At 67.6% G+C, this 12,528-nt stretch carries 8 protein-coding genes; 3 read left to right on the top strand and 5 right to left on the bottom strand.

What is annotated here, in order from left to right; all coding sequences use genetic code 11:
• Positions 1–38 precede the first annotated feature (38 nt).
• Positions 39–1,517 (bottom strand): alpha/beta fold hydrolase, encoded by a 1,479-nt coding sequence (locus tag OHB24_RS32320; RefSeq protein WP_327634655.1) that lies wholly within the window; start codon positions 1,515–1,517, stop codon positions 39–41.
• Positions 1,518–1,724: 207 nt separating this feature from the next.
• On the opposite strand from OHB24_RS32320, the gene OHB24_RS32315 reads away from it, so the two are divergent.
• Positions 1,725–4,502 carry an AfsR/SARP family transcriptional regulator gene (locus OHB24_RS32315; RefSeq protein ID WP_327634654.1) on the top strand — a complete coding sequence of 926 codons (2,778 nt, stop codon included), beginning with the start codon at positions 1,725–1,727 and terminating at the stop codon, positions 4,500–4,502.
• Here the strand turns inward: OHB24_RS32315 and dnaE are convergent.
• Positions 4,493–7,993: a DNA polymerase III subunit alpha gene (gene dnaE, locus OHB24_RS32310; protein ID WP_327634653.1), complete on the bottom strand. Its 3,501-nt coding sequence runs from the start codon at positions 7,991–7,993 to the stop codon at positions 4,493–4,495. The two genes, OHB24_RS32315 and dnaE, sit on opposite strands and share 10 nt — an antisense overlap.
• Positions 7,994–8,106: 113 nt before the next feature.
• Here dnaE and OHB24_RS32305 point away from each other — a divergent pair, with 113 nt between their 5' ends.
• Both OHB24_RS32305 and lexA read left to right on the top strand, forming a co-directional pair.
• A complete protein-coding gene (locus OHB24_RS32305; RefSeq protein WP_327634652.1) occupies positions 8,107–9,030 on the top strand; it encodes a LysR family transcriptional regulator in 924 nt (307 codons plus the stop codon).
• An 80-nt stretch (positions 9,031–9,110) separates the two neighbouring features.
• Positions 9,111–9,764: a transcriptional repressor LexA gene (gene lexA / locus OHB24_RS32300; RefSeq protein WP_327634651.1), complete on the top strand. Its 654-nt coding sequence runs from the start codon at positions 9,111–9,113 to the stop codon at positions 9,762–9,764.
• On the opposite strand, the gene OHB24_RS32295 is transcribed toward lexA, so the two are convergent.
• From OHB24_RS32295 to OHB24_RS32285, 3 genes are read right to left on the bottom strand one after another with little or no spacing between them, the layout of a single operon-like run.
• Positions 9,761–10,927, bottom strand: a complete 1,167-nt coding sequence (locus OHB24_RS32295) for an acyltransferase family protein (protein ID WP_327634650.1) — start codon at positions 10,925–10,927, stop codon at positions 9,761–9,763. The two genes, lexA and OHB24_RS32295, sit on opposite strands and share 4 nt — an antisense overlap.
• A gap of 17 nt (positions 10,928–10,944) precedes the next feature.
• Positions 10,945–12,138, bottom strand: coding sequence for an RNA polymerase sigma factor (locus OHB24_RS32290; protein WP_327634649.1), 1,194 nt, complete (start codon positions 12,136–12,138; stop codon positions 10,945–10,947).
• Positions 12,135–12,479, bottom strand: coding sequence for a YciI family protein (locus tag OHB24_RS32285; protein ID WP_327634648.1), 345 nt, complete (start codon positions 12,477–12,479; stop codon positions 12,135–12,137). The genes OHB24_RS32290 and OHB24_RS32285 overlap by 4 nt, the downstream gene beginning before the upstream one ends.
• Positions 12,480–12,528 lie beyond the last annotated feature (49 nt).

Raw genomic sequence — 12,528 nt, 5'->3', positions numbered from 1 at the left:
GGGGCGGTTCCCAAGTCTGGGAGCCGCCCCGGAGTCATTCAGGTGGTGCACACGGGGGCCGGCGGGGATTGCTTGGTGAGCAGGAACTGGTCCGCCGCGCTCCGGGCGCAGTCTGAGGTGTAGTACGAGGTGTGGCCGTCGCCGATGCGGGACAGGACGCTGCTGCCGCGGATCTGGGCTGCCAGGCCGAAGGCCCACTGGTACGAGACAGACGGGTCGTGGGTCGAGTGAACGATCAGTGTCGGCACGCCCTTCACATCCAGGGTGCGCTGCGGATTGGCGACCTTGAACGGCCAACCGATGCATAAGCCGCCCAGCCAGAACTCCGACCCGCCCTGCAGGTGCGGCGCCAACTGCCGTGCCATCTCGATGCGCTGCTGCATGTCGGCGAAGGTGTGGATATCGGCGACGTAGTCACCACAGTGATTGGCGATGCGGGCGAAGAGGTTGTCGGTGGGACCCTGGGGCGGCGGGAAGGCGAAGAAGTCGGCTTGCCCGGCCACCGCCGCCTTGAGGACCTCGGAGAACACCGGCCACGACAGCTCGCCCGCGAGCACGTTGGGCGTCTTCGCGAGGAGCCAGGTCGGAGTGCCCATCCGGATGTCGTCCCCGGTCACGGGGCGCAGGGCTCCTTCGACCGGGATCGGGTTCTGGTCGGCGCTCTTGACGAGTTGGTCGTAGACCGCAGCGACGTCCTGGCCCTGCAAGGCACAGTCGGCAGCGGTGGCACACCATTCGACGAAGCGGTTGAATGCCTCTTCCACGGTGCTGATCCCGTCGGCGGTGATCTGCACCTCTGAGCCGCTGTGTTCGAGTGCCGCGTCCAGGACCATGGCTCGCGTGCGCTTCGGGTACAGCTGGGCGTACTGCGCACCGACCTGCGTGCCGTAGGACAGGCCCAGCCAGTTCACCTGCGAGACGCCGAGTGCGATCCGTAGGGCCTCGTGGTCGCGGGCAACGCTGATGGTGTCCGCGTGCAGCATCAGTGGCCCGGTCTGCTTCAGACAGCTCTTCGCGACGGCGCGATTGTGGGCCACCATGGCGTCGAACTCTTGTTGGGTTCGCGGGAAGAAGCTGTAGTCGGGCGTCAGTGCCGGAACACCGCACGTGATCGGAGTGCTTGCGCCGACGCCTCGCGGATCGACGCCGACGATGTCGAAGCGAGCCCGCAGCGCGGCGGAGAAGAAGGTATCGGCTGCCATGACATAGCGGACGGCGCCATCTCCCGGGCCACCAGGGTTGAAGAACAACGTGCCGATCCGGTGCGCCGGGTCGTCGGCGGGCCGGCGAGCCACGGCCACGTTGATCTTCGGACCGTTCGGATCTGCCCAATCTGCCGGCACGCGCAGAGTCCCGCAACGGGCCTTTGTCGAACCCGCACAGGGACCGAAGTCGATGTTGTACTGCGATGTCTTGGTGGTCGTGGACTGCGCGGAGGACACCAACGCTGTCGAAGCGAGCGATCCCGCGCCGATGAGTGTCACGAGCAGCAACGTACGAATGCGTCCGACTTTCATCAGGACTCCCCCGGCGCGATCAGCCTCGACCAGAACCTGGAGCTGACTTCACTCTGCCTGAGTGGACGGGGGTCAGCCCATCGCCGAGGTGGCGCCAATGCCACCGTCCTCGCCACGCCAAGGAGAGTCAAGGCACAGCAGCGGTGACCACCGCTCCGGAGCCTGCACTCTTTCATCGCTAGGGTTGAAGCGGCGGTGGGAGGCTGTATGGCTGGTGGCTCGCGGCAGGTCGAGGTCCGGCTCCTTGGCGCGTTCGGCGTCTTCGTGGACGGGTCCGAAGCCCCTGTCTCCGCGCCGCGCTTGCGGGATCTGCTCGCGGTACTCGCGCTGTCGGCAGGTGATCCGGTGCCGGTCGACACGATCGGCGACCGGGTCTGGAGCGACCAGCCACCTGACCGCCTGCGTCCGACCGTGCAGACCTGTATCTCCCGGCTGCGCACCCTCCTCGGCCCCGAGGTCATCCGCGCGCATCCCGAGGCCTACGCGCTCACGCTCCCCCGCGAGAACGTCGACGTACTCCGCTTCACCGACGAACTCGATCGCGCCCACCAACTCCCCGTGCCAGCCGATGAACGCACTGCGACCGCGGCAGCGCTCGATCTCTGGGCCGGCACGCCGTTCTCCGATCTGACGGCCGACTGGTTCGCCACGGCCGCCCTCCCCGGTCTGGTAGAGCGCTATCTCGCGGCCCGGGAGCGGCGGATCGACCTGGACATCGCCGGCGGTGTCCTCGAGCCGCTGCTCGTCGAGGTGCGCGACCTCGCGACCCAGTACCCGTACCGCGAACCGCTGTGGGAGCGCCTGATCCGGCTGCTCGACGTCACCGGTCGCCACGCGGAGGCCCTCGCCTGCTACGACGACGTACGCCGTCTGATCTCCGACGAACTCGGAGTCGATCCGGGTGCCGAGCTCCGCGCTCTGCACGCCGAACTGCTCGCCGCCGACTCCGAACCCGAGGAGGCCGCCGCGGCCCCGCCCGCGCGCATCGTCGTACCCCGACAGCTGCCGGCCGAGAACAGCAGGGTCACCGGCCGCGAGGACGAGCTGAAGGAGCTCAACGAACTGCTGCCCGCACCCGACGAGAAGGATCCGGCGACCGTGATCGCGGCGATCTGCGGAATCGGCGGCGCGGGAAAGACGAGCCTCGCGGTGCGGTGGGCGCACCGGGTGCGGCACCTGTTCCCGGACGGCGACCTGTACCTCAACCTCCGCGGCTTCGATCCGGCCGATCTGATGCCGACGACCGCAGCGCTGCGGCTGCTGCTCAGCGGCCTCGGCCTGCGCGCCGAACGCATCCCCACCGACGAGGCGGCCCAGTCCGCGTTGCTCCGCAGCACCCTGCACGGCCGCCGCATGCTGTTCCTGCTGGACAACGCCCGCGATGCCGAGCAGCTCCGTCCGCTGCTGCCGGCCCGAGGCTGCCTGGTGATCGCCACCAGCCGGGACCGGCTGCGCACTCTCGTGGTCCGCGACGGCGCCTACCGGATCACCCTCGGCGAACTTCCGCCGGTCGAATCCGAACGGCTGATCCGGTCGATCGCACCCGACACCGACGCCGACCAGGTCACCGAACTCGCCCGGAGCTGCCAACACCTGCCGCTCGCGCTCGCGGTCATCGCGGAGCATGCCGCCGGACGGTCGCCGCAGCAGGTCGCCGAACTGGTCACGCAACTGCATGCGGAGCAGTCGATCCTCGACACGTTCGACGACAGTGACGAGGCGACCGGTCTGCGCGCGATCTTCTCCTGGTCGCACCGGGCGCTGCAGGACTCCACGGCCCGGTTGTACGAGCACCTCGGCCTGTTCCCGGTCAGCGACTTCGCCCTACCGGCCGTCGCTGCGTTGCTCGGGGCAACGGTCTCGGACACCCGCCGGCTGCTCGCGCGGTTGGCCGATCTGCACCTGGTCGAGGATCTCGGCAACGGCCGCTTCGAGATGCACGACCTGGTCCGCGCCCACGCCGCCGAGCTGGGCCAACTGCTGCCCGACCGCACCGAGGCTCTGGAGCGGCTGTTCAGCTGGTACACGCACACCGGCTTCAACGCACGGGTGCTGCGCGACGACCGCGGATCCGACCGCAAGCTCGTTCCACCAGCAGCCGGCGTCACTCCTGGACAGTTCCCGGACGCCGCCGCAGCCGTCCAGTGGTACGACGACGAGCGTCAGACGCTGGCCGCGGTGATCCGGCTCGCCCACGCCACCGGCCACGACCGGTACACCTACGAGCTCGTCGAGTCGTGCGAAGGCGATCTCAGTGGCCGTGACCTGGACCTGCTCACCGAACTCCTGATGCTCGCCCAGGACAGCTGTACCCGGCTCGACGATCCCTTGCCCGAGGCCTTCATCAACAACACGCTCGGGCTGCGCTACATGGAGCAGCGTGACGACTGCGAACGCGCGATCGTCCACTTCGAACGATCGGCGGAGATCTTCCGGGCAGCAGGCATGGACATCCAGGTCGCGCGGGCACTGGGCAACCTCTCCGTCTCGCACGACATCCTCGGCCGGAGCAGCCAGGCGATCGACGTCGCCCAGCAAGGACTCGCGATCAAGCGGCGCATCGGAGACGAGCGAGGACAGGCACACTCGCTCGGGAACATGGCCGCGATGTATCACGCAGCCGGCCGCCTCGACGAAGCAGCCGAGGCCGCCGGGGAGGCGATCCGCTACTACCGCACCATCCACAGCCACCGGGGCGAAGGCGCGGTCCTCGACACGCTCGCCGGCATCGAGGCCGCCCGCGGCCGGTACGACGAAGCGCTCAGCTGTCACCTCGAGTCGGTGCGCCTGCACCGCGAACTCGGGTTCCCCTGGGGCGAGGCCGTCGTACTGAAGAATCTCGGGCACACGTATCACGCGGTCGGCCGCATCGCCGAGGCGAAGGCGGCGTGGCAGGAGGCCCTCACCATCTGCGACCGCATCCACGCCCCACGCTCCGAGGACCTCGACCGAGAGCAGCTCGTCGCCCTCCTGAGTCACGACTGACGGGCGCGTACCGACGCCACCTCGGCCTTCAGATCGGCCCAAAACTCGGCCCCAGCAGCGATCCGGAACGCCAGCCGGTACACCGTCGTGGTCGCGGCGCCGCGCACCCGCAGATGCACCTCCGACCGTCCGGGATGTGCCGCCAGCACGTCCCGCAACTGGTTCACGGTGCGCGGTACGACGTTGCTCTGCGCCATCTCCAACTCGACGACCCCGACCGTGGCCAGATCGGGAACCGTCACCTCGGAACCGATCAGCCGCGGTACGTCGTCCCGCTTGTCCAACCGCCCCTTCACGAACACCACCGCGTCCTGCTGCAGTCGCCCGGACACCAACTGGTACGTCGCCGGGAAGAACAGGCACTCGACCGACCCGGCGAGATCCTCGATCGTTGCCGTGGCCCACGGATCGCCCTTCTTCGTCACCCGCCGCTGCAAGCCGGAGATGATCCCGCCGATCGTCACCACCGCGCCGTCGGACTGATCACCGAGCTGAGCGATCCCCACGTCGGAACGCTCGGAGAGCGCTCCCTCGAGGCCGAACAGTGGATGGTCCGACACGTACAGGCCCAGCATCTCCCGCTCGCGCGCCAGCAGGACCGCCTTGTCCCACTCGTCCGGCGCGAAGCTCACGTCGAGCGTGAACACCGGCGATTCCGACGTACCGAACAGATCGAACTGCCCCTCGGCCTCCTTCCGCTTGACCGCAACGGCGTTCTCGACCAGCTCCTCGTGCCTCGCGAGCAAACCCTTTCGCGTGTGTCCGAGCGTGTCGAACGCACCGGCCTGGATCAGCGACTCGATCGCACGTTTGCTGCAGGCAACGGACTCCACCTTCGCCAGGAAGTCCGGGAACGACGCGTACCGGCCGCCCTGGCGGCTGCGGACGATCCCGTCGACGACCGCGGACCCGACGTTCCGTACGGCGGACAGCCCGAAGAGCACCACGTCGTCCCCCTGAGCGCCGAAGTTCGCGAGCGACTCGTTGATGTCGGGCGGTAGCACCTTGATCCCCATCCGCCGGCATTCGTTCAGGTACACCGCGGATTTGTCCTTGTCGTCCTTCACCGAGGTCAGCAAAGCCGCCATGTACTCGGCCGGATGGTTCGCCTTCAGGTACGCCGTCCAGTACGACAACAGCGCGTACGCCGCGGCATGCGCCTTGTTGTACGCGTACCCGGCGAACGGCACTAGAACGTCCCACACGGCCTGCGTCGCTACGTCCGAGAATCCGTGCTGCCGGCAACCATCCCGGAACGGCACGAACTCCTGGTCGAGCACTTCCTTCTTCTTCTTGCCCATCGCGCGCCGCAGCAGGTCCGCCTGGCCCAGGCTGTACCCGGCGAGGATCTGCGCCGCCTTCTGCACCTGTTCCTGGTAGACCACCAGCCCGTAGGTGATCCCGAGCACCTCGCGCAGCGGCTCCTCGAGTTCGGGGTGGATCGGCGTGATCTCCTGCTGCCCGTTCTTCCGCAGCGCGTAGTTCGTGTGCGAGTTCATCGCCATCGGGCCTGGCCGGTACAGTGCGGTCACGGCGGTGATGTCCTCGAACTGGTCCGGCCGCATCAACCGCAGCAGCGCGCGCATCGCCGTACCGTCGAACTGGAAGACGCCGAGCGTGTCGCCGCGGCCCAGCAACTGGAACGTCGGTGCGTCGTCGAGCGGCAACCGCAAGAGCTCGATCTCGAGGCCCTTGGTCGCCCGCACCATCTTCACCGCGTCGTCGATGACAGTCAGGTTGCGGAGGCCGAGGAAGTCCATCTTCAGCAGCCCGAGGGACTCGCAGCTCGGGTAGTCCCACTGGGTGATGGTGACGCCGTCGGAGTGCCGGACCCAGACCGGGACGTGGTCGACGATCGACTCGCTCGACATGATCACGCCGGCCGCGTGCACCCCCATCTGCCGGACCAGGCCCTCGACGCCCTTCGCGGTGTCGATCACGGTGCGTACGTCGGGGTCGTTCTCGTACATCGACCGGACCTCGGCGGCCTCGTCGTACCGCGGATGCTTCGGGTCGGTGATCCCGGTCAGGTCGATGCCGGAGCCGCCGACGTCCGCGGGCATCGCCTTGGTGATCCGGTCGCCCGTCGCGTACGGGAGGCCGAGGACCCGAGCCGAGTCCTTGATCGCGTTCTTCGCCTTGATCGTGCCGTAGGTGCCGATCATCGCGACCTTGTCGGCGCCGTACTTCTCGGTGACGTAGCGGATCACCTCGACCCGTCGGCGTTCGTCGAAGTCGATGTCGACGTCCGGCATCGAGACCCGCTCCGGGTTCAGGAACCGCTCGAAGATCAGCCCGTGCTCGATCGGGTCCAGGTCGGTGATGCCGAGCGCGTACGACACCAGCGAACCGGCCGCCGACCCGCGGCCCGGGCCGACCGCGATGTCGTTGCTCTTGGCCCACATGATGAAGTCCGCGACCACCAGGAAGTAGCCCGGGAACCCCATCTGGATGATGACGTCCATCTCGTACTCGATCAGCTTCTGATATCGCTCGCCCCACCCGTCCGGGTATCGCCGGCGCATCCCCCGCAGGACCTCGTCGCGGAACCACGTCACCTCCGTGAACCCTTCAGGTACGGCGAACCGCGGCATCAGGTCGCGCTTCGTGAACATCCCGGTGGTGTCGATGCGCTCGGCAACCATCAGGGTGTTGCGGCAGCCGTCCTGCCAGGCGTCCGAGGTGTCGACGGCGTACATCTCGGCGGCCGACTTGAGGTAGTAGCCGGACCCGTCGAAGCGGAAGCGGTCAGGGTCGGCCAGGGACTTGCCGGTCTGGATGCACAGGAGGGCGTCGTGCGCCTTGGCCTCGGCGGCGTGGGTGTAGTGCGAGTCGTTCGTGACCAGCGGTGGGATGCCGAGCGTGCGCCCGAGGTCGAGCAGGCCGTCGCGAACCCTTCGCTCGATCTCGATGCCGTGGTCCATCAGTTCGAGGAAGTAGTTCTCCTTGCCGAAGATGTCCTGGTACTGCGCGGCCGCCTCGACCGCTGCGTCGTACTGGCCGAGTCGCAGTCGCGTCTGCACCTCGCCGGACGGGCAGCCGGTCGACGCGATCAGCCCGTCGGACCACTGGGCGAGGCTGTCCTTGTCCATCCGCGGCCACTTCTGCAACCAGCCCTCCTGGTACGCGTCAGAGGACAGCCGGAACAGGTTGTGCAGGCCGGTCGCATCCCGCGCCCAGATCGTCTTGTGCGTGTAGCCGCCGGATCCGGAGACGTCGTCGCGTTTCTGGTGCGGTTGCCCCCAGAACACGCGCTTCTTGGTACGGCGGGACGCGGGCGCGACGTACGCCTCGATGCCGATGATCGGCGTAATGCCGGCCTTCTGCGCCTGGTGGAAGAAGTCGTACGCGCCGTGCAGGTTCCCATGGTCCGAGATCGCGAGATGGGTCATGCCGTGCTCGGTGCAGGCCGCGAACAGGTCCTTCAGCCGCGCGGCGCCGTCGAGCAGCGAGTACTGCGTGTGAACGTGCAGATGTGTGAACGAAGGCACCCGAGCTCCACAACCGTCAGTTGTCTGGAGCCCTCATCCAAGGATCGTGCGGCGCGTAGATCAAACAACCCTGTCGTCTGTGCTGACAACCTGCGGTTGTACTGTCTGGTCCCGTGAATCTCGACAGCCTGCGCGCGTTCGTCGCCGTCGCCGAGGAAGGCCAGTTCCGGTACGCCGCCGACCGCCTGCGACTGAGCCAGCAGGCAGTGTCGAAGCGGATCGCGGCGCTGGAGGCCTCGCTCGGAGCGACGCTCTTCGACCGCGTTCCGACTGGCGCGACGCTGACCGCTGCCGGGCGGACGTTTCTGCCGCACGCGCACGCCGTACTGATCGCCGCGCGGCATGCTGTCGAGTCGGTGCAGGCCGACGTGCGGCCGCTACGCGTCGACATCCTCGGGAGCCGGCTGCTGCCCGCCGTACTCATGCTCGACTTCCACCAGACGCACCCCGAGCTCCCGCTGAAGACTTTGGTGCTGCGCGGGCTGGGAGCAGCGCTTCCGGCTCTGCTTGCTGGTGAGATCGATGCGACCTTTGCCTATCATCCTGAGCCGCTGCCGCCTGGGCTCGAGAGCATGGTCGCGTACCTGGAGCCGCACGAGATCATCGTCGGTGCCGGGCATCCTCTCGCGAATCGGACGTCGGTGCCGGTGGACGAACTGCGCCGGTACACGTTCTGGATTCCGGGGATCATCGAGGGCAGCGAGTGGGGCACGTTCTATCAGGAGCTGACCGCCGACTTCGGCCTCACGATCGACTCGACCGGTCCGAACTTCGGGTTCGAGGAACTGGTCGGGACGATCGCCGAGTCGAAGTCGCTGATCACGTTCTGGGGTGAACGGACGCGGGAGGCGGGGCCGTGGCCGCGAGGCCTGCGGCGACTTCGGGTGGTGGACCCGACACCGGTCTATCCGTGGTCTTTGATCTGGCTCAGCTCGAACAAGCACCCAGATCTCGTGAAGCTGATCGAGCATGTACGCCGACAGCCGCAGCCCGCTGACACCAGCGACGTGTGGCTACCCCGACGACTACGTAGCTAGCCACACCCCACCAACTCTTCTTCAACTCGGCTGCGGGTGTCGGCTGCGCTTGCAGGCCGGGGGCGATCTAGGATTTCGCGGTGACTGATCTCGACCTGTTCGGCGACCTCGACACCGGGGCGCTTCCGGAACGGCAGCAACGCATTCTGGTGGTGATCCGGGACTGGGTGACGCGGTACGGGTACCCGCCGAGCAGCCGGCAGATCGGCGACGCGGTCGGGCTGCGCTCCTCGTCGTCGGTGTCCAAGCACCTCGCCAGTCTCGAGGAGAAGGGGTTCCTCCGCCGGAGCCCGTCGGTCTCGCGGCCGATCGACGTCCGGATGTTCCTCCAGGAGCCGGGCGCCGGGTCGACGAGTGACGACAACGTGCCGGTGCCGGTGGTCGGCGACATCGCGGCCGGTACGCCGATCTCCGCGATCGAGCACGTCGACGACGTACTCCAACTCCCCCGCGGGCTGACCGGCCGCGGCACCGTGTTCGGCCTGCGTGTCCGCGGCGAGTCGATGATCGACGCCGCGATCTGCGACGGCGACATCGTCGTGGTCCGCCAGCAGTCCGAGGCCCACTCCGGCCAGATCGTCGCCGCCATGCTCGACGACGAGGCAACCGTCAAGGTCTTCCGCCGCCGCAACAACCACGTCTACCTGGAACCCCGCAACCCCGCCTACGAAGTCATCGACGGCGACAACGCAACAATCCTCGGCGTAGTCGTCTCAGTCCTCCGCAGCGTCTAACCCACCGCGTTCTTAGGTACTTCGGCGGTGCGTTTGACACCGAACAGCTGGTTGAGCACCGGGGTGGATGACAGGGCCCAGGCCAGGAGTGCGGAGGCGGCGAAGGCTGTGGGTAGGAGTACGGCGTACTTGAGCCAGAGGTTGGTGTGCCAGGTGACGATGAAGTAGGCGAGCGCGAGGATTACCGGCTGGTGGATGATGAAGTACGGCATTGCGGCTCGGGCCAGGCGGGGCGGTACGGGGCGTTGGAGGGCGGGGGCGCGGAGGCCGAGGCCTAGGACGGCGACCAGCCAGCCCCAGACGGCGAGGGTGATGAGCGACGAGTACCAGACGTACTGCCAGGAGTAGCCCGGGTTCGGCCACCAGCCGTCGAGGAAGTCGATGATGCCCGTGACGACACCGAGCACGAACGCGCCGGCCCCGAGCAGCAGTCCAGGTACGGCGTCCCGGCGTACCGCGGCCAGGAGCCGGTCGTCCGACATCACCAGATACCCGACGACGAAGAAGTCGAAGAAGAACACGAACTCGCCCCACCCGTGCTCCGGACCGGGCGCGGCGAGCAGCAGCAGGTGAATCGGCACGAGAGGTACGGCGAGCAGCAGGATCGACCCGCGCCGCTGACACCGCCGCGCGATCCAGGCCGTCCAACCAGGTCTACCGCGCAGCAACAGAAACACCGGCAGACCGAGTACGGCGAACTGGATCAGATACACGAGGAACCACAGGTGGTACGTGTCGCGCATCCACAGCGGCGCATCGCCGGCGAGATCGCTGAAGAACGTCCGCACATCACCGAAGAACGAGTCCGTCGACCGACCCTTGTGATGCTCCTCGATGAAGTACTGCAGCGGTGAGAGCAGCACGTAGGCGACGAAGAACGGAACGAGCAACCTCAGAGAGCGCTCCCTGAGGAACTCGAGCGCGCTCCGCCACCGCAGCGCCAGCCACGCGGCGGAGCCGGAGATCATGAAGAAGAACGCCAGCCCCCACAACCCCAGGAACGCGATCCCGATCGAGATCCCCTCACTCGTCTGCGCGTTCTTCACATGCCAGTCGCCGTCGTCGAACGGCCGCAGGGTGTGGAACACGAACACCCCGAACACCGCGATCACCCGCAACCAGTCCAGAAACCACAGCCGTTCGCCCCGCCCCTCCACACCCATGAAGCAAGGATGGTGGTTCAGCGGGCCAGGCGCTCGTTGAGCAGACCGAGCTGTGCCGGATTGGCAGTCAACTCGGCGGCCCGCTCGTCGGCGTCGTGGGCCTCGGCAGCACGGCCGAGGTCGCGAAGGAGCTGCGCGCGGGTCGCGTGGAACAACGAGTACTGCTCAAGCCCGGTGGCCATTCCGTCGAGCTCTGCGAGGGCGGCTGCGGGTCCGCGTACGTAGGACAGTGCGATGGATCGGTGCAGGCCGGCGACCGGTGTCGGCTGCAGGGTGAGGAGCATGTCGTACAGGACGAGGATCTGCGGCCAGTCCGTCTCGGGCCAGGTCGATGCCTCGCTGTGGCAGGCGGCGATGGCGGCCTGAAGTTGGTACGGGCCGGGTGCGTGGTGCCGGCGGGCGGTGCGCGTGAGGAGAGCGGTTGCGTCGGCGATCGCTGCGTGGTCCCACGACGTACGGTCCTGGTCCTCGAGGAGGATGAGGTCGCCGGCCGGCGTGAAGCGGGCCGCCGTACGGGCGCGATGCAGTCTGATCAGCGCGAGCAGGCCGGCTACCTCGGGCTCGTTGGGCAGGAGGCCGTGGAGCAGCGCGGTCAGCCATTCGGCGTCGTCGACGAGATCGCACGAGTGAGCGCATTCCGCCGTACTCGACAGGTAGCCCTCGTTGAAGAGCAGGTAGATGACTGTCAGTACTTCGTTCAGTCGGTCGGGGAGCTCGTCGTCGCGCGGGATCCGGTACGGGATGCCGGCGTCGGTGATCTTGCGCTTCGCCCGCGTGATCCGCTGGGCGACCGCGGACTCCGATGCGAGGAACGCGGCCGCGATCTGCGCAGTCGTCAGACCGCACACCACCCGAAGCGTCAGCGCGACCTGAGCCTCCCGCGCCAACGCCGGGTGGCAGCAGGTGAAGATCAAGCGCAGCCGGTCATCCGAGGCCGGCTGCTGCTCGAGCGGCTGGAGGAGAGCGAGCTTGGCGCGATAGTTCTGCTGCCGACGCAGTACGTCGAGACCGCGGTGCTTAGCGACCGTGAACAGCCACGCGTCCGGCCGCTCGGGAATCCCTTCGACCGGCCAGCGCTTCAGCGCGATCTCGACCGCGTCCTGCACCAGATCCTCGGCCGCCGAGAAGTCACCCAGCAGCGACACCAATGCACCGGCCAACCGCCCCGCGTGATCACGCACCACGCGGGCCAACTCTCCGTCGGTGCTCACATCTGTGCGACCGGGCGGATCTCGATCACCGGGCAGGCCGGCCACGTCTTCACCATCCGCAGTGCCTCGTCGAGATCCTCGACCTCGATCTCGGTAAACCCGGACACGACCTCCTTGCCCTCGATGAACGGCCCGTCGGTCGTCAGCTGCCCGCTGTCCAGCCGGACCGTCGTCGCGGTCTCGCGGCCCTGCAGCTTGCTCCCCCGGTTGGTGATCTTGTCCGCGTGGTCGTCGAACCACTGGTACACCCGCCGGTACGCCTCCTCCTTCTCGGCCGGACCCATCGCCGCGAACTCCGTCGCGAACTCCTCGGTCTCGATGAACATCAGCACGTACTTCACTCGCGTACCTCCTTGAGGACAGTCTCGCTCAGGAGACGATCGACCCGGG

The organism is Kribbella sp. NBC_00482, assembly GCF_036013725.1.
In the GTDB taxonomy this organism is placed as follows: domain Bacteria; phylum Actinomycetota; class Actinomycetes; order Propionibacteriales; family Kribbellaceae; genus Kribbella.
Note: the sequence above shows the minus strand (reverse complement) of the source record. Positions and strands in the feature narration are given on the sequence as shown.

What these genes read in the sequence shown, in the direction of transcription:
- OHB24_RS32320 (WP_327634655.1), bottom strand. Translation starts at nt 1,517, where the DNA reads ATGAAAGTCGGACGCATTCGTACGTTGCTGCTCGTGACACTCATCGGC.
- OHB24_RS32315 (WP_327634654.1), top strand. Translation starts at nt 1,725, where the DNA reads ATGGCTGGTGGCTCGCGGCAGGTCGAGGTCCGGCTCCTTGGCGCGTTC.
- OHB24_RS32295 (WP_327634650.1), bottom strand. Translation starts at nt 10,927, where the DNA reads ATGGGTGTGGAGGGGCGGGGCGAACGGCTGTGGTTTCTGGACTGGTTG.